18 protein-coding genes are annotated in these 19,005 nt (G+C 29.8%); 10 read left to right on the top strand and 8 right to left on the bottom strand.

Annotated features, from left to right (window positions below; all coding sequences use genetic code 11):
• Nucleotides 1-207 precede the first annotated feature (207 nt).
• Nucleotides 208-762, top strand: a complete 555-nt coding sequence (locus G9F70_RS24695; protein ID WP_164947204.1) for a hypothetical protein — start codon at nucleotides 208-210, stop codon at nucleotides 760-762.
• Nucleotides 763-969: 207 nt separating this feature from the next.
• On the opposite strand, the gene G9F70_RS24690 is transcribed toward G9F70_RS24695, so the two are convergent.
• From G9F70_RS24690 to G9F70_RS24655, 8 genes are all read right to left on the bottom strand, one after another.
• Nucleotides 970-1,320, bottom strand: a complete 351-nt coding sequence (locus tag G9F70_RS24690) for a hypothetical protein (RefSeq protein WP_224617912.1) — start codon at nucleotides 1,318-1,320, stop codon at nucleotides 970-972.
• A 204-nt stretch (nucleotides 1,321-1,524) separates the two neighbouring features.
• Nucleotides 1,525-2,013 carry a hypothetical protein gene (locus G9F70_RS24685; protein ID WP_164947206.1) on the bottom strand — a complete coding sequence of 163 codons (489 nt, stop codon included), beginning with the start codon at nucleotides 2,011-2,013 and terminating at the stop codon, nucleotides 1,525-1,527.
• A gap of 74 nt (nucleotides 2,014-2,087) precedes the next feature.
• On the bottom strand, nucleotides 2,088-2,564 hold the full coding sequence (locus G9F70_RS24680; RefSeq protein WP_164947207.1) for a hypothetical protein: 477 nt from the start codon (nucleotides 2,562-2,564) through the stop codon (nucleotides 2,088-2,090).
• A gap of 911 nt (nucleotides 2,565-3,475) precedes the next feature.
• Nucleotides 3,476-4,126, bottom strand: coding sequence for an ABC transporter ATP-binding protein (locus G9F70_RS24675; RefSeq protein WP_164947208.1), 651 nt, complete (start codon nucleotides 4,124-4,126; stop codon nucleotides 3,476-3,478).
• A gap of 4 nt (nucleotides 4,127-4,130) precedes the next feature.
• Nucleotides 4,131-6,350 (bottom strand): hypothetical protein, encoded by a 2,220-nt coding sequence (locus G9F70_RS24670; protein WP_164947209.1) that lies wholly within the window; start codon nucleotides 6,348-6,350, stop codon nucleotides 4,131-4,133.
• On the bottom strand, nucleotides 6,350-6,637 hold the full coding sequence (locus G9F70_RS24665; RefSeq protein ID WP_164947210.1) for a hypothetical protein: 288 nt from the start codon (nucleotides 6,635-6,637) through the stop codon (nucleotides 6,350-6,352). Before G9F70_RS24665 ends, G9F70_RS24670 begins: the two co-directional genes overlap by 1 nt.
• Before the next feature lie 697 nt (nucleotides 6,638-7,334).
• Nucleotides 7,335-8,969 carry an ABC transporter ATP-binding protein gene (locus G9F70_RS24660; RefSeq protein ID WP_164947211.1) on the bottom strand — a complete coding sequence of 545 codons (1,635 nt, stop codon included), beginning with the start codon at nucleotides 8,967-8,969 and terminating at the stop codon, nucleotides 7,335-7,337.
• Nucleotides 8,970-9,230: 261 nt separating this feature from the next.
• Complete coding sequence (locus tag G9F70_RS24655; protein WP_164947212.1) at nucleotides 9,231-9,824, bottom strand: GNAT family N-acetyltransferase; 594 nt, start codon at nucleotides 9,822-9,824, stop codon at nucleotides 9,231-9,233.
• 562 nt (nucleotides 9,825-10,386) lie between these two features.
• Here G9F70_RS24655 and G9F70_RS24650 point away from each other — a divergent pair.
• From G9F70_RS24650 to G9F70_RS24610, 9 genes are all read left to right on the top strand, one after another.
• A complete protein-coding gene (locus tag G9F70_RS24650) occupies nucleotides 10,387-10,557 on the top strand; it encodes a hypothetical protein (protein WP_164947213.1) in 171 nt (56 codons plus the stop codon).
• A gap of 121 nt (nucleotides 10,558-10,678) precedes the next feature.
• Nucleotides 10,679-10,969, top strand: coding sequence for a hypothetical protein (locus G9F70_RS24645; RefSeq protein WP_164947214.1), 291 nt, complete (start codon nucleotides 10,679-10,681; stop codon nucleotides 10,967-10,969).
• Between the two features lie 32 nt (nucleotides 10,970-11,001).
• Nucleotides 11,002-12,357 (top strand): B12-binding domain-containing radical SAM protein, encoded by a 1,356-nt coding sequence (locus G9F70_RS24640; RefSeq protein WP_164947215.1) that lies wholly within the window; start codon nucleotides 11,002-11,004, stop codon nucleotides 12,355-12,357.
• Nucleotides 12,344-13,726: a radical SAM/SPASM domain-containing protein gene (locus G9F70_RS24635; protein WP_164947216.1), complete on the top strand. Its 1,383-nt coding sequence runs from the start codon at nucleotides 12,344-12,346 to the stop codon at nucleotides 13,724-13,726. The genes G9F70_RS24640 and G9F70_RS24635 overlap by 14 nt, the downstream gene beginning before the upstream one ends.
• Nucleotides 13,727-13,733: 7 nt before the next feature.
• Nucleotides 13,734-14,681, top strand: coding sequence for a S8 family peptidase (locus G9F70_RS24630; protein ID WP_164947217.1), 948 nt, complete (start codon nucleotides 13,734-13,736; stop codon nucleotides 14,679-14,681).
• A gap of 57 nt (nucleotides 14,682-14,738) precedes the next feature.
• Complete coding sequence (locus G9F70_RS24625) at nucleotides 14,739-16,088, top strand: B12-binding domain-containing radical SAM protein (RefSeq protein ID WP_164947218.1); 1,350 nt, start codon at nucleotides 14,739-14,741, stop codon at nucleotides 16,086-16,088.
• Nucleotides 16,085-16,822 (top strand): ABC transporter ATP-binding protein, encoded by a 738-nt coding sequence (locus G9F70_RS24620; protein ID WP_164947219.1) that lies wholly within the window; start codon nucleotides 16,085-16,087, stop codon nucleotides 16,820-16,822. The genes G9F70_RS24625 and G9F70_RS24620 overlap by 4 nt, the downstream gene beginning before the upstream one ends.
• Before the next feature lie 2 nt (nucleotides 16,823-16,824).
• Nucleotides 16,825-17,958 carry an ABC transporter permease subunit gene (locus G9F70_RS24615; RefSeq protein WP_164947220.1) on the top strand — a complete coding sequence of 378 codons (1,134 nt, stop codon included), beginning with the start codon at nucleotides 16,825-16,827 and terminating at the stop codon, nucleotides 17,956-17,958.
• A gap of 866 nt (nucleotides 17,959-18,824) precedes the next feature.
• The gene (locus G9F70_RS24610) at nucleotides 18,825-18,968 is read left to right on the top strand and encodes a hypothetical protein (RefSeq protein ID WP_224617911.1); all 144 of its coding nucleotides are present in this window, start codon (nucleotides 18,825-18,827) and stop codon (nucleotides 18,966-18,968) included.
• The last annotated feature ends 37 nt before the right edge of the window (nucleotides 18,969-19,005 follow it).

Genomic DNA, 19,005 nt, shown 5'->3' with positions numbered 1-19,005 from the left:
ATCTGTTTAAATTATCATCTGGGATGCTGTAATATTGACGACTTCAAAAGGAGATTTATCTAATTGTGACAGTTTTCATATACAGCCTTGTATTAATATATTCTATATGTTCATAAAAATAGTATATAATGGTATAAGGTGGGAGTGCTCGTAAATTTACACTTTGCAGTTACCATACCTAATAGAAAATAAAAGGAGCTAATATCAATGAAAAAACATTACATACTAATTTTTGTCCCTATAGTTATTTCAATTTTAGTAATTTTTAATGGCTGCAATAATAGTGAAGTAAGCAACAATAAGCAAAGTATAAATAAAGACACTAAAGAAATAAGTGAGACCTATAAAAGTATCTATGATGATGAAGAGAGAATAGCTAGTAATTCTGGAGGAGCCTATTATTCAAGATATGCGATGGATATGCAGAAGGATATTATTAGTGGGGAAATTGGGGGGTTTTATGGAGAACTAAACTATTGGATTTTAGATGCAAAGGAGGCTGGAAAGATAACTTTAAATTATAATTTGGAATTTGGTAAAGAAGGAAAGTATAAGCTACTTTTATGTACTCCGGATAAAAAGCTTATAAAAATATTCGAGCATACCTCAGGTGACAGTACTGAAAAGAATGAGCTAACAATAGATATAGCAAAAGGTGTAAATAGGGTAGTAGCTATTGGAAATAATGCTACTGCAAAGGTATATATATCAATTAAAACACAAGAAGATATTGAGATTAAAGATTTTACTAGTACTGAATAATTGTTATGGGGCGTGCCAACAAGTCATGAACATTGGCCACACCCCAAATAAGTATAATCAAAAATAGCAGTTAGTACTTGAAATGTTTCCCAGGGAATGTTGCTATCAAAACAAAAAAACTTTATGGCATTAATATCCAATATGTGACTTATTTTTAAACGTATGTCGGCTGTACCCCTCATATATGTGGAGGAAGAGGGGGTTTTCTTAATGTGGTAATTCCTTTTCTTTGTTGGTTATCGCTAAGTCCTTATAAGTAAATATAATAGTAATAACACAACCTAATACAGCAAATCCCATAAAGAAACCTCCATTATCTGTAACTTTCTCTACAATAGGCATTCCAACTAAAAAATAAGTTATAATTAAAGGGTATACTAATTTTCGCAGTTTTCGAGTTTTTATAAATTCAAAGGTGCTAACAATAATTAAAAGTAGTGTAGTTATTGTTAGCATGGCTGTTGGTAATTCCAATTGCATAAACATCATTATGCATCCAGCCACACTAACAATAAATAAAAGTATTTCTAATATCAATGTTATTGATTTAAATTTCATAAATATCATCTCCATCCTAAAGCATTATTAAATATATATGATGACATAAATAATGTATTCTTAAATTTCAACAACATTCTTAAACATTAATATTATTTTGATTTATGATTATAATTAATAACTTTTGTACCCTATGGATTAGTGCTTATATAAATTCAAAAAAAGATACACAATATCTAATTTCCTTGACAAAGGTACAGATTATTATTTTGTTGAAGCATATCCTACAAGAACATATTTAGAATTACCTTGTATACCTGTAGTAAGTCTTAAATAATAGATTTTTTTATTAGAAAGGTCTAAGTTTATTTTTCCATTACCATAAGAATCTCGTTCTACGCCTGTATCAACTGGATTTCCTTCTTCATCAATTATGTTAAAGGTTACATTCTGGGATACATCAACATCTATTCTTAATGTATTATATTCTCCAGCTCCTTGCAATTTAAAAAAGTCAGTATCTCCACATTTAAGATTTCCTTTCATGCCAAATAAGCTGTTAAGGTCGTTAACACCTGCCATATCTACCGAAAACTTATTGGCTGTATCACGTGAATCATTGGTCTCTACTTCATTATACCATACTGGATATCGCTGTCCGCCGTCTCTACCATTGGCATGAGCAACCTGAGGCATTAACATTGATGCTACTAAAGCAACACCTAAAACTTTTGATATAAACTTTTTATTCATAATATCACTCCTTACAATAATCTTACTGATTGATAGTTTTTCATATAATCTTGACACTACCCATAAATAAATTGTTATTTAAATATACGATAAGCTGTAATTGAATAATCAAAGTCACTTTGAGATGAACCAGTTGTAGCTCTAATATAATATTCTTGTCCTTTGGAAACATCTAATTCAATTGTTGATCCTGGTTTAATAGGTGTTGGATTTCCATTTGTATCAACTAAATCATAAGTAATAAAATCAGATACATTTGAGACATGAATATTTATACTTGAGTAGTATTTCGCAGCTTCTTCGCCACCCACTTTATAGAAATCCGTGTCGCCTGCTCTTACAGTCCCAAGTATTCCTGCCATAGAGGCATGACCATTGGATGTACCAGGTAAATTGGATATATCATTGGCGTTAACCCGTGAATCATTACTCTCTTTTTCTAAATGATATACTGGCCCTGTCTGTCCAGATCCGTTATAAGCAGTTGCAGGAAATGAACTTGCGGCTACTAATGCAATTGTAATAATACTGGATAATAATTTTCTTTTCACAACACTCCCTCCTTTTTAAGAGTTAATAGCGTCTTCCAATTACATATATTAACACTTAGGAAGAGTGTTATCAATTGTTATCGTTAACTATTTTTTTACATATTTTTCATTTTATTTGGGGTAGAGTATGCAATAATGCTATTTCGCATGCTAAGAAAAATAGAGCCCCAGGAATGTGGCCTTACTATGTTAAATGATTTTTAGTTTATATAGTTAGTTGAAAAAGGCAAATATATAATACATTTTAACAATGAGGTGAATTTTTTTTGATGAAAAACAAAATTTTTAAGACTAAAATTAAAGTTTTAAGAGCAGAAAAAGAGATAACACGGGAGGAATTATGATTTTCTGATACTATGTATTTACGTCCATTATATGATCTTGCAAAATCAGTTTGTTCAGTAGCTACAAAAGTCTGCCAGTGGTGTTGAGTTTACCAAGTCAGATGTAGCAGCTCTTAGTCCATACCTCACTAGGCACATAAAACGATTTGGTGATTATGTAATTGATTTAAAAAACATACCAAATGCCATAGATATGGCTGTTTCAATACCTATGAAACAAGATATAGCCACATTATGGATAATAATTCCATAATGTGGCCGGTTTTTACACGTATATCGGCTGTACCCGAGTTAAAATCAAAGTAAAGATTAGGTTACATAATAACGTCAATTGTTAGTATTAAGTAACATTCAAGTTATGCTTTTTATTCAAAACATTCAAAATCGCTAAATAAGGAAAGTGAAAATTACACAAATACATTGTGTAACTTTCAAAACACTCAAAATCCACATTAATAATATATTTTGACCCTAATATACCTTTTTAGAGGGGTAGTTTTGTGATTAATTTACATCTAATTTGCAGTACACGGTAGCTACCCTGTCACTACGCAATTTACCATCATATTAACACTCCACAATGTTAATTATTCTATCCGTTTGATTTGCTAAATGTTTACTATGCGTAACCATCATTACAGTTTTTCTATACTGTTTGCTTAAATCCTTAATTAGATTAAATGCTATTTCAGCAGCCGCAGAATCTAAAGATCCAGTTGGCTCATCTGCAAGAATGATATCACCTGGCTTGAGTATTGTTCTTGCCAGGGCTACTCTTTGCTGTTCACCACCTGAGAGTGTATTAACTTTTTCATCTTTAACTTTTTCTAAATGAACCTTTTTTAATATTTCCTCTATTCTTGTATCCTTTTCCTTTGTAGTGATATTAGAGAATTTCATTGCCAGAAAAAGGTTATGATAGATTGTCATATCATTGATTAACGCAAATGATTGAAATAAGTAATTAATTGTATTGCGCCTTAGCATTGTAGATTGGTTACTTTTTATTTTAGGAATTTCTTTTCCTTTTAGCTTAATCTGACCTGCATCGATTGATTCTAAAAGGCCTATCATATTTAGGAGCGTTGATTTTCCACAACCACTTGGTCCAACAATTGAAATAAACTCTCCTTCTTCAACGGACAAATTTAGACTTTTAAATATATATCTTTTCCCAAATTTCTTTGTAACATTTAATACTTCTATTGCTTTTTCCATAATTCTAATCTCCTTTAAAAGCCATACGTATTTTTTCAATTTCACATTTAGTCATATACTTTGAAAAAATAAGTATCTGAATAACTGCCAAGATAAGCATTAGTAGAAAACCAAACTTAGAATGCATAATAAGCATAATAATCAACTCAATACATATAACAGAAATAAGCATAATAATTGGCAGGCGATATAAATTAATAAATCCATAGCCTAAAAATTTCTTAACATTAATTTTTTCCTGATTTGCAATTCTAAAAACTGTTGCAAGAGCAATTAATATCCCTAGAAGGATAAGCATTAATATTAAAAATACCACTCCAAACAATGCAATTGTAGTCCTTAAATCTTTCTGTAATCCATCGATATATTTTTCTGTATTTACAAATTTAAGATTGTTGTCATTTAATTTATATTTTTTAAGTATATTTGTATCCAAATGTTTTTCTGCTACCGCTTTATTAACAAATTTTATATAACCATTAAAGCCATTTGCTTTAAGACTCTCTGATTCAAAATATGTCATATTTTCCGGTGTACATATATAAATAACCGGATTAGTACATGCATTTTCATATGTTGAATTTGGATTCCATGTAAACATGTTATCTTTAGGAGTATATTCTACAAATTTCACATTCTTTTCTTTATTAAATACAGTACTTATATCTCCTTCATGTGGTTTTTTTGTTGATGATTCTGTGAGCCAGTTTTTCAACTTAACTTTCTCATTTTCTGAATAAGATTTTGGGATAAGGTAAACTCTTATTCCAGATTTCGCCTCATTTATAATTCTACTATCAATATTAATATTTAGAGATTTTATATAATTTGCGGAATATGAAAAATACCAAAATGGTTTTTCAGGAATATTTTCATATGCATTATTTTGTTTCCATCCATCTAACTGTTCATTATCATAATAGGTTGTATTTATTAGATATACTCCATTATCATCATACATCCCTTTGTACCAGTCATAGAAACTTTGATCAAGATCTTTTGAATTTCCAGTAATGGAACTTTGATCATACCCAACAGAAAAGCTTTTTAAAATCTGATACTCTGATACATTACTCCACATTTGTGAAAGTTTTGCATTTTCTGATACGTTCTTCATAGGAGCGTCTACATAAATACAACAAAACACAATCCCCACACTTACTCCAATATACGCCAGTACCCCAAAAATATATAATATATTTTTAGGTATTCTGCCCTTAATTGCATCCAGTGGATTAACTGATATCTGAATTATAACAGAAATTGTGATTTCTAATGTTACCAATATAACATTTATAACTGCAAATAATATGAAATAACCAATAAATAAACCTGTTATTTTGCTCCAACCAGAAAGCAAAATTCCTATAAGGATTTGAATTGGAATATTTAGCAGTGCATACCCAATAAATATTCCTAAGGTTTCAGTACAATATGCGGTTTTTGACCATCCTAAAAGTGCCAATTTACCACTTTTACTTATGTTACTTATAGTTATAATCATAAAATACACAGCATTTAAAATTATCAGTGCAAAAATAAGTACAAGTATTATTGTTCTCATTAAACTATTATCTACACTAGAACCTTTCATTTCCCTTAGTAGATTATCAGCGGGCACATTACAGGCTGAGGCCAATCCTTGTACAAAAGCATTTTTATCACTATCCTTTAATCCAAGAACAACGTAGTCTCCATTGATAGTACCACTTTCTTCTATTAAGCGGTTCAACTTTTTAAAAACCGTTCTTTCTCCAAATCTGAATGAAGGAATTTCACCAACACTGTAAATGCTACCTTTATCTATACCAAGAGTACTTTCATCCATTTTTGATAAAAGGAGCTTATTAAGCATATCTTTATCAATAACTTTTTTACCATAAAATTCAAATGAAACCTCATTATTTTCAACATCACCATATATGCCAAAAGTATAGCCTGAAAACATAGATTTATCATTTAACGCTAAATCTTTTCTGGCTATAAATAGATTTTTTTTAGATGCTTCACTATGTAGGAATTCTTCAATATTGTCTTTATGACTCTCAGAGATATTTTGAAGATGCACATCAAGTGAAGAATCTGTTTTCAAATATTTATTCCATTGATCATGATACGTGTTATTTAGCATGAAAATAGAAAGCAAGGCAATTAAAATGCCCTGCATTACTATTAATATAGCGCCAAAATAGCGAATATTACCAATAAGATGTGTTTTACGCATTATTTACAATTCCAATAAGCTGTAGCTGTATCTGTTCCAATGAACTGTTTTGCATGTGCTCGAACTCCAGGTTCTTTCCATCCAGAAGATGTTGTATTAGCTGTAGATGAGTGCGTATATTTACCTGTCTGAACATCAGAATAACTGTAAACTCCCAAAGTTCTTCCATGATCCCAACTTATAACATTTACCGTATCATTATTGTAATAAACCGTTTCAGCCATTGCTGGAATTACACTTATAAGACATAATGAAAGTGTTAACCCTGCTATAATATTTTTTTTCATGTTAAATTCCCCCTCTTTTCATATTATTAATATTCTATTTTCAACAAGCTTGTCTATATGATTATGTACCATTTTATTTCTTTTGTCAACATTTACCCCTTTTATTTTTATTTGTAATTAATAACAAAAATAGGTTCTTTCCGAAGTTGGGTGTTTTTACCTATTCCCCCGAAAAGTATGTTAGTGTGTTAATATGAGGCTGTAACGGCAGCCGTTAGTACTTAAAAGTAATATGTTACATAATATAAGTAAATATTAGTATTAAGTAACATTCAAATTGATATTCTATATCAAAACACAAAAAATCGTTGGTAACTAAGGAAAGTGAAAGTTACATAAGTACATTGTGTAACTTTCAAATATTCTAAAAAGGTTAAAATAAATACCTTCAATAGGTATTCCATCCGCCTAACATACCTTTTGAAGGTTATAGGCAAAAATAACCATTTTATATTAATTTTCCTATAAATGATGGTTGGATCTTATATTATTAAGACCTTTAAAACCTGTATTTTCAGAAAACATAAATTAAAACATTCCCGAAATATGGTACTTTCGGGAATGTTTTTGAGAATAATATAATATTTTTACAATATATTCAAGTTTCAAAAAATGCGGGGTTTTGGGCTTAGAATCCTTAAGGGTGTCTTTAACATCTTAGGTATAATTTTCCGGGAATTCAGGTTTCAAATCATTATCATATTTCAATAACTCTATTAAGAAAATCCATACCTTCTATGACGTGAGAAACAACAATCAACGTTCCCTCAAAATCCTTGTTCCTTAAAATACCTAGAATTAAGTCTCTTGTTTCAGCATCTACATTTGAAATTGGTTCATCTAAAATGATTGCCTCCTTATTAGAAAGAATAACTCTTATGAAAGCTATAACCTGTGCTTGTCCACCTGAAATTCCAGAATTGTTCTGGGTTATTTCAGTAAACAACCCTTTAGGTAATCTATTGATATATTCCTGAAGTCCTAATTTTTTTATAAGTTCTTCCACATCTTTAAGTTTCTTTTTAGTTTGTCCATACAATATATTATCTAAAACAGTTCCCTTAAATAAAAATATACTCTGAGAAACAATTCCTATTCTTTCTCTTAAACTTTTGGTATTAATTATAGAAAAATCTATATTGTTGCACAATATCCTACCCTCTACTGGATTATACAATCCTAGCAGTAATTTTATAATTGTAGATTTACCCGAACCATTTTCACCTTTAATAAGAACTTTTTCGCCTTTAATTATTTCAAAATTTATATTATTAAGCACATTTTCTATATTGTTTTTATATTTAAAAGCTACATTTTCAAGTTTAATACTCTTAATTTCTTCATTTAAGTTTTGATTTTTACCACTATTTTCATCATCCATATCTAAAAGTTCGTAAACCCTCTCAATACTGAGACATACTGGCTTTATCATAGTTCCCACAGTACCTATTCCTTGAAGGCTACTAAAAACCTTAGTTATATATAAAGAAAAAGATGTATATAGTCCTACTGTAAATTCTCCCTTTAAAATCAAGATTCCTGCAAAAAGTAATACCAAAAGAGAACCAAAATTATTAATAAACGTTATATTACCCATGAATATAATCATAGATTTGCTTTGCTTTAAGCTACTCTTTACAAATTTAGATAGTTTATCATTAAACTTTTTAAGATGATTACTTTTTCCATTCAGTATCTTTATGTCTTCAATTCCATTGATTATTTCAAAACATTCTCCATTTAGAGTTGCATTATATTCTAGCATTTCTCTTGTATTCTTCATGAAATTCCCCATGGACATCTTAGAAGAAAAGAAAAATAATGGTGTCAATATGAGTATTACTATAGATAGTTTATAATTTATAGCAAACATTGTTACCAATGCAAGCACAGCATCGGTTAGGCTTAAAACTATACCAACATAAGATGGTGAAAATATACTACCAACAGTACTACATTCTGCTATTCGACTCTGAACATATCCTTTCTCAGTATTTGCAAGATAACTCATAGGTAGGTCCATAACTTTATCCATTACAGTACATCTAAGCTCATTAACCACTAAATTGTTAATCTTTACAAACATGTAGTTTGAAAAGATTGAAATAAAATAACGCAAAACATATAATACAGCTATTATACCAATATAATTATAGAGTTGATTATATCCCTTTTTCGCTACGAGCACCTTATCCATAATAATTCCTATTATATATGGAATTGGGGTAGCAATAATTGAACCTAATAACATACCTATAATTCCTGCTATAAAAATCAACCTATGTTTTTTTATAAACGGTGTTAACTTTAATAAACTACTTATTTTGCCCATAATATCTCTCCTTTAAATAACAATAAAATCAAATTAATCTTTTTTCTGAACTGAAACTAATTTACATTATATACATATTGAATCATACAGAATAACCACATACATTTCAAATTTTCAAAAATAATTACTCAATTTTTACAGGTAGATTATAATGTTGACAATTCAACTCATTTTGCAATGACTCATTCCTATTATTGATATTCCGAAAGTAACACAAGTGTAATTGTGTTACTTTCACATTGGGGCTATTGCCATTGTCACTTATAGTTTATAATCTTTTTTTATTATAGCTAATATAACATCATCCTCAAACTTGCCTTTCATAATGCTTCTTTCTCTAACAATACCCTCTTGAAGAAAGTTAGCCTTCTTTAAAGCTTTTACAGAAGCATCATTACCGAGGGTTACAGTAGCTTCTACCCTATTAAGGTTCATAACCTCAAATCCAAATTTCACTAAAATCTTTATAGCTTCAGTTGCATAGCCTTTATTCCATTCATCACGATTAAAGCCATACCCAATCTCACTTCTTCTTGAATCATTATCAAAAGCAAAGAAGCAGCAATATCCAATAATCTTATCATCATTCTTCCTTGCAATTCCCCAGGTAATCTCTTCTTTATTTTGAAATTCCTCTTTGTACTGATTTATTTTGGAAAGTGCATCCTCTTTAGTAGCCATTGGTTTGTACCAATCATATTTAGCAACTTGAGGATCACTATAAATTTTAAATATATCTTCTACATCCTCTAGCGTTACTTCCCTATATATCACTCTTTCAGATTCTAATTCTGGAAATATGTCAAAATAAGATTTGTTGATTTTCATTTCCTGCGTAACATTACTATTTATCATTTAGTATCACTCCTCTTTATATCTAGTGTACTTGCTTGTACTTCTTACCTGCTGTTAACCCCACCCCTTCAGTTTTGCTTTTTAATTAGGAAAATTCATCCGAAGCTACCAATATAATTTACTACTTAGCAATATTATACCATAATATACTATTTTTATAGATTCTACTAATATGGACTATATATGAAAACTGTCGTAATAAGGTATACCCTAATGACACTATCAGAATATGTTTCACTGGGGTTATAAAAAGGATATATAGAATGTTTCAAATATAAATAGACTTGGTGCAACACCTATAAAACTATATATAGCCACATGTTGGATATTAATTCCACCATGTGGCCTATTTTTACACGTATGTCGGCTGTACCCGTATAAGGAATCCACACAATATGAGAAAGAGTCTGAAAATAGGATTATTATGTTGAAATAATTTACCTTTTTTTGTATTCTTGTTGCTTTTTTTTTGAAAAAGTAGTAAGATTTTCATTATAAGGGTTCTAATGATAAATGAACGCTTATTGGAATATAAGATTTATAAAAGGGAGGATGGGATTATATGAAAATTTACATGAATCCTGAGCTAGTTACATCCAATGCAGATACAGAAATGTACACTCCAGCTTCTTGGTTAGAAACTGTAGTTGGTTCTGTTGCCAGTGGAGTTTCAAGCGGAGTTGTGGGTGCAATTGTTGCTGATTCAATTCCAGGACCAGCAGTTCCAGGCTAAGCTCAATACTTAAATACTGAAGGAATACTGCCTTTGTATTGAGGGCAGTATCTCAGTTATATAAAAAACTAGCGCTTTTTCATAATATATTTTATAAATTATTATTGATAGGGGGGTTGTTATGATATTAGATAAAAATCAAGTTATCAAATGGGAATGTAATAATTGGTATTTAAGAGAAGATAATTTTATTCAGATATGCACTCAAAATGGAGGAAATGTAATTTTAAATAAAACTATTGCGAAAATATGGATAAGCATAGATTATGAAACTTCAATAGAAGAACTTTGGAATAAAGTTAGGTCTATAGTATCTTGGGAAGAATTGTCAAGTGCCGTGGAGCAATTGCATTTATACAATTTAGTGCAATTGGTCGATGTAGAAAATGAGTTTGACTCAATTTTTGGTTAGGAAAATTTTACTTAAACAAAGGAGTTAATATAATGAATGAAATTGATGTTTTGATGCTAAATCTACCAACAACAAGTTGGTATAAAGATAAATTTGCTAAAAGTAATAGTATGCCGCCATTAGGCCTTTTGTATATAGGAACAGTGTTAAAAAAGAATAACTATACAGTTAAAATTATAGATTTTGCTGTAGAAAATTTTTTGAAAGAGTCTTTCATTGCTACTTTAAAAAAAACAAATCCTAAAGTAATAGGAATGAGTACTTATAATGAATCCTGGAAAGCACAGAAAATCATATGCAGTTTAATAAAACAAGTACTTCCTGAAGTGAAAATTTTTGCAGGCGGTGCATTTGCAACGTTTTGCTATGAGGATATACTAAATGAGAGTGAGACTGACTATGTTATTCGTGGAGAAGGAGAATATCCAGTTTTAGATTTATGTAACATTATTTTTGGCAAGGCACAATTAAATATAATGAGTGTATCAGGTATTGTATATAAAAAAATGGATAATGAGATATGCATAAATGAAAATATGAAAAGAATAGAAGATTTAGATCAGTTACCTTTTCCCGATAGAGAGCTTGTGGATATAGAAAAATATTTATTACCCTACACAATTAGTACTGCTAGAGGGTGTCCTGGAGCTTGTATATTTTGCTCTTCAAGAGCTTTCTGGGGAAAAAAAGTTTATATTCGTTCAGCCAAAAGTGTTTTTAATGAATTAATGTATTTGTATGACAAATATGGAGCTACAGTTTTTTATATTACAGACGATACTTTTACTGCTTCTTCAAAAAGAGTTTTTGAGTTTTGTAAAATGATTAAAGAAACAAAAATAAATTTTGTTTGGGGCTGTGAGTCAAGAGCAGATATAATAACTGAGGAATTAATGAAAGAATTATCAGATTCTGGATGTAAAAAACTTCAAATCGGATTAGAAAGTGCAGATAATGAAATTTTAAGAAAGCTTAAGAAGCTGGTTACCATAGAACAGATTGAAAATGGTATTAAACTGGCCCATAAATATGGAATGCACATCTCTGCATCCTTTATTATAGGACATGCTTTTGATACTAATGGAACTATTGAAAAAACAATTGAATTTGCAAAATATATTCAAAGCAAATATGGAGCTTATGTTATGGGAAGTGTAAATACTCCATTTCCAGGAACAGAGCAATACGAAAGAGCTGAAGAGTTAGGTATAAAGATATTTACAAAAAAATGGGACAATTACAAATTAGATAATCCTATAATTAGTACTGAAAATATTTCAATAGAAAAATTACGTTATTATCATGAAATGATTATTAATGTTATGATGCAGAATAATTCAATAAATGATGCAAATATTGTGGAGGATGAAACATATGCAAATGCTTAAGAAGAAGTTATATTTTGATAAAGATAATTTTATTACAAGAGAAAAAGGTGGATTTTGTCTTTTCTTTTCAAATAAATATTTTTTATGGGTAAAAACCAGTATGACAGGGCAGGATGTACTAAAAAAATTAGATGGTGAAAAGGTTCTAGAGGAAGTAATAGAAGAGATCGCAGAAGAGTATATGATGCCACAAGAAATGATAGAAAAGGATATTGTAAATTTTTGTGAAACTGGCATAGAAAATAAAATTATTTTTGAAGAAAAAAATCAAAGTGTGGATACTGAATTTGATGATAGATTAAAGTTTTTATTCATAGATATAACTAATGCATGTAATTTAAAGTGCATATATTGTAATAAAAGTTCTTCCAAAGATGCAGATAAAGTTGAATTTATAAGAATTGAAACACTTACGGAAATCTTAGATAAAACTACACCGTTATCTAAGGGAGTAGATATATTGGTAAATGTTACTGGTGGTGAACCTTTGCTTCATGATAACTTGGAAGAAATATTCAAACTTATACGTTCTTATAATTGCAGAATTGTTTTATGGACTAATGGGATTTTATTAGATGAGAAAAAAGCAGACATAATAAAGGAATACTGTGATTATATAATGATTTCAGTGGATGAATTTGAGAAAGAAAAAAATGATAAAATTCGTGGAATAGGAGCATATGATGGTGCTGTGCGTGCAGCTGAAATTTGTACTAAAAAATCTATACCTTTTATAATTGTAGCTACTCCAACAAAATACAATATAAACAATTTAGAGCAAATTCTAACCTTTGCTCATAGCATTGGAGCATTAGGATTTATGTTAAATGAACCCATACATATCGGAAAAAATGGAGAAGATTTATCAGAACATTTCGACTATAGCTTAAGTGAATTAAAAAGCAAGCAATTACATTTAGGAAAAAGAGTAGCAATCATTAATTCATGGAAAAATAACAAATTAAAGCATGAGAAGAATGATAAGTCTAATATAGTTTTTGTTAAAGATACACAAAGATGCATGAATAACGTATTCAGTGTTATACCTAAATTAAGCTGTGGTGCAGGAATAAATGAATTAAGCATAGATACATCAGGAAATATATATCCCTGCCATGCCTTACACATAAAAAAGTATTCCATTGGAAACATTCAAAATTATCCAGTAAACAAAAAAGAATTTGTGAAAACGGATGATGTAGAAAGTTGTGGTGAATGTTCATATAAAATTTTTTGTTTAGGTGGCTGTAGAGCGCAATCTCTTTTTCACACTAAAAAAGTAGATGGCAGATATCCACTTTGTGAATACGAAAAAGCAAATTGTGAAGAAATATTATGGAGTCCCCTTCAACCAATAAAGAAGAAATGATAGTTTTATGAAAAATTTTATTTTAAAGAATAAAAAAACTGTATATGATTTAATGAATGACACTCATAAAGAATTATTATGGGGACTTCGGCTTATTAATATAGAAGATACATGGGAAAACATAACTCAAGAGGAACTTTCTAAGGTAAAAGTTGCCATAGTAGATTCAGGAATAGATTCTGAACATGAAGATTTAAGAAATATGGTTCATAAAGGATATAATTTCATTGATAATACAACAAATACACAGGACAATTTTGGACATGGAACCAGAATTGCAGGTATTATCGGAGCGGAAAGAAATAATGGAATAGGAATTGCCGGGGTAGCTAGTGGTGTAAAGCTAATTCCTTTAAAGGTTATTGATGGACGAGGTAGAGGGGATATAAAAAATGTAGTAAGGGCATTGGAATGGTGTATAGAAAATCAAGTAGATATTATAAATTTAAGCATAGGATATCAAAGAAATGAAATAGATATTCTAACAAATAAAAATTCTATTTATTATTATAAGGAGCAAGAATTAATTGAAAGAGCTTTAAAAAACAATATTACTGTAGTAAGTTCTGTAGGAAATGGATATGGAAAAGCTATGCAGTATCCTGCTGCGTACCCTGGTGTAATTTCTGTTGCCTCGTGTGGGATTTGCTCAAAGCCCTTCACATTGTATTGTGCGACTAAAAATAATAAATGCAATGGAAATACTATATATGCCCCAGGAGAATATATTTTTACAACTGATGTAGGAAATAAATATAGCTATGACTTTGGAAGCTCAATGGCATGTGGATTTATAACTGGTGCAGTTTCATTATTAAAAGCGAAAAGAATAAAATTGACATCAACGCAAATTCATTTAATGTTACTTGAAAATGCAAATACCATAGAAATTGGTAATAAGAGTATTAAATTTTTAAATGTGGATAAAGCATTTAATGCATTAAAAACTATTTAATCGATATAATTCTTAAAACCAATATAATATGGATTTTGGATAGGAGAAGGAAAGAGTATGAAAAATATAGATGTTTTATTAATAAATGTTCCAACCAATAGAGGATATAAGAAAGAGTTAGCTGACGTAATTTCAATGCCACCTTTAGGGGTGCTGTATTTAGCTTCTCATATTAAAAAATCAGGATATAAAGTTGAAATTATGGATATGGCTGTAGATTTTTATAAAAAAGAGGAGTTCATAACTATTTTAAAAGACAAAAATCCTAAAATAGTTGGTATTTCAACTTTTGTTGAGTCTTGGTCTGCTATGAAAGTACTGGGAGATTCAATAAAACAAGCTTTGCCGAATGTGGTTATTGTTGGAGGGGGAGCCTGTGCTACCTTTTGTTATGAGCAACTTTTAAAAGAGTTTAAATATGATTATGTGATTTTTGGAGAAGGAGAATATGCTTTTGCAGATTTATGTGATGCTTTAATTAAAAAGCAAATGGATATAAGAAAAGTAAAAGGAATTTCTTATTTAATAGAAGGAAATATACACTTAACAGAAAATAAGGAAAGAATTAAGGAGCTAGATCAATTAGAGATTCCAAGTAGAAATTTAATTGATTTAAAAAAATATGTATATCCTATTACCATATCAACCTCAAGAGGATGTCCAGGAGAATGTATATTTTGTTCTTCAAAATCTTTTTGGGGAAAAGAAATATATTTTAGATCACCCCAAAATATTTTAAACGAAATTTTGCAGGTTGAGAAAGAGTATAGTATTAACATGTTTTTTATAATTGATGATGCGTTTACTATGAATGTAAAGAGGGCAATGGAATTTTGTGATTTACTCAAAGCCACAAATAAGAAGTTCATATGGGGCTGTGAATCAAGAGCTGATGTAGCTAGCGAAATACTCTTACAAAGTTTATATGATGCAGGTTGTAGAAAGATACAGTTCGGTATGGAAAGCGCGAACAATGAAATATTGAGGAAAATTGGGAAACACGTAACTGTTGAACAAATTGAAAATGCAGTGAAAATAGCATCCCAAATAGGCTTTGATATTAATGTTTCATTTATAATGGGACATCCGTTTGATACCCATGAAACGGTACAGCAAACTATAATATTTGCATTAAAACTTAGAGAAATGTATAAGGCAAATGTATTTGGAAGCATTTTAACACCTTATCCTGGGACTCAATTATATAATAATGCAGAAGAATATGGTATTAAAATATTGACAAAGGATTGGGATAAATTCACTATGGACAATGCCATAATCAACACAAAACATTTAACCGCCCTTGACTTAAGGGAATATTATCAGCGATTTGTTAATGTTCTCCTGGGAAAGAGTAGGACGTTTGTTGCACCTACTATTACTATAAAAAGTGGAAGTGTTTTATGATAGAAGTAAGTCATGTATTTAAGCAATATAATGGAAATGAATTTTATAGTGTATCTGATATAAGTTTTAATGTGAAAAAACACACTATATGCGGTTTGCTAGGACACAATGGTGCCGGAAAATCAACAATGATGAAACTACTAGCAACGTTGTATCATCCCGATAAAGGAAACTTGAAAATAGGACAATATGATACTGTGAAAGAATCAATAGATATTCGCAAAATATTGTCCATTGTATTTGAAACGCCTCGTTTGTATGACCAATTAACAGGTGAAGAAAATGTTTTATATTTTGCTAAGTTGTCTGGGATAAGTAAAAATACTGCAATGGCAAGAGCGAAAAATTTTTATAGTGGGTTAGAAGTAGATTTTCAAAATCAAAGGGTGGAAACTTATTCAAAGGGAATGAAGCAAAAAATATCTTTTATTCGAGCGCTGGTAACAGATCCACAAGTTATATTAATGGATGAACCAACCAGTGGATTAGATATTATTTCAAGAAATACAATACGTGAATATACTATGAAACTAAAAGAAGAGGGGAAAACAGTTATCATTACTTCACATATAGTTGAAGATATAGAAAAATTATGTGATAAAGTAGTGATTTTAAATAAAGGAAGTGTGAACGAGGATGATACGATTAATAATTTGAAAAAAAAATACGGTGTAGATGATTTTGAACAGGTTTATATTTCCATTCAAAATAATTTACAAAAGAAGGAGATGTAGAAATGCTATATCTTCATATCGCGTTCAAAGAGATTAAGGAACTATTTAGGGATAAAAAAAATCTTATATTAAATATTTTATTCCCATTAATTATGATTATTGCAATAGCTAGTATTTCAGCTATTGTAGGCGTTACTGCAAAAAAACACGATACGAAGGTTACTATAGAGGCAAATGCTGCATTTATAAAACAACCTCTGCTTAAGTTATCAAAATCATATATGTTTGTACAAAAGTCCCAAAAGGATATGCTTGAAGATATTAAGGAAAACAAGGCTAATCTCGGAATTATTTGGGATAAATCAAAGCAGAAAATAACATTTATTGAAAGTAAAGATAATGAGGAAAATCCCTATAATAGCATTCTAAAGGATGATATATTAAAAGCTTTACAGATATCGTTAAGTTCCAAGATACAATTGCCAATTGTTGAGACAGCATATATAACAGTAGCGAAAAATTACACAACAATAGTCTTGAAAGCTATATCTGTAATCTGTTCGTATGTTATGATACTTTTAGTAATGAGAATCAATAATGCTAATGCCTATTATTTAACTACAAAAGAAAAGTCTTCTGGGACTTTAGAAGTATTGCTGATGACACCGTTAAGAAGTTTAGATATAGCTCTTGGAAAATGGATATCGAACTTTGTTTCTTGTTATTCAATAACAATTATAATTTTTTTACCACTTTATTTAGGGTTTATTTTATTATTTCAGACAGTTTTTAAATTAGAACTCAATTTATTGAGTAAAATACCAATACTGCTTTTAGTTTTGTTTGGGTTTGCAGCAGTGTTTTCTCTAGTACAGCTTGTATTAGGATTTGCAGCTGAAAGTGCGAAGAAAGCGCAACTATATCTTGTATATATACCTTTGTTACTATGTTTACCTCTAACGGTATGTTTTGCAAGTGATATAAAATTATTGAGTGTATACAAAAATAGTATCTATTGGCTTGATTTTATTCCTATTATTAATTTTTATGACTTAATACAGATGAGCATTCTTTCAATTTTTAATATAAGAAAGATGCTGTTAATAACTACAACTAATATTTTAGTTATTATAGCTTTTCTTACTATTTTGGTTAGGGCATTGAAAGAGGAGAAAATTTTATTTTTCAAAGATTGAATTTTAGTATTTTATATATGCAGATGTAAATTAATATAGTTCTATTAAAATGTTAGATAAAATCAATATACAATTGGAGGATGATGTATGGAAAATTATATTATGCCAATAACTATTGTGGTATGTGCTATTATTGGAGCATTTGTTGGATTGCTAATAAAAAAGAATCGAATGAAAAAATAATAGAAAAAACATCATTTATATTTTAAAGTAATAATTAAAATGTAAATGATGTTTTTTTAATAATAATGTTACGAATTATTTAAATTAGATATTGGCATACGGAAACCATTCATGTAAAAATGGGCCACTTCCCATTTTATGTAACAATTCAGACCTTTTTATTAAAATCTCTCTCCCATAAACGACCGTTTATGGTACTCGGGGTACAGGTAGGTGGTTAGGAGGTGGGATAGGCAATCGCCCTACTATAAAATCTACTAATATACCTTTTTGGCGGGATAGGCAAAACTACCCTATTAGCTAATAAATATTTTTATTATTATTTTAGTTAGCGTTATCAATACTATAATCGTACTTTAACTAACTTGTTATGAGCAAAAAAATAAGAGCTTATCATTTAGTGAGTAAACCCTAGATATATATTCCGCGTTTTGTCAGCACTACCCCTAATGGGACAAGCTATGTAAAGTTTACTTATTAAACTTGGACACCTCGGGGTATGGAAACGATTCGTGTAAAAAAATGTTTTAGCCATATGATGGGGAGCAGGCATCATAACGCGGAAATTATACTCTAAGGATTTAAAAACCATAAAACCCCTATTTTTTATACTCTAAGGCCTGCCCCCTAAGTTATGAGTTGATGGTGCATATATTATTGGGGTACGGCAACCTTGAGAAATATTGCAGATACTTGATATAGGAACTCGTGAAAAAGATGATATTATTACATATCCTGATGAAAATGTGATTTATATAAAAGATGAAAAATTGGTTTTTAATATTAACAATAGTATTAAAGATTGGACATCAGAACCGAATGAATAATATTCATATATGGGGTACGGCAACATAGCCATCAAGT

The organism is Clostridium sp. FP1 (assembly GCF_011065975.2).
Classification (GTDB): Bacteria; Bacillota; Clostridia; order Clostridiales; family Clostridiaceae; genus Clostridium_AD; species Clostridium_AD tagluense.
This window is presented reverse-complemented; position numbering and strand designations above follow the sequence as displayed.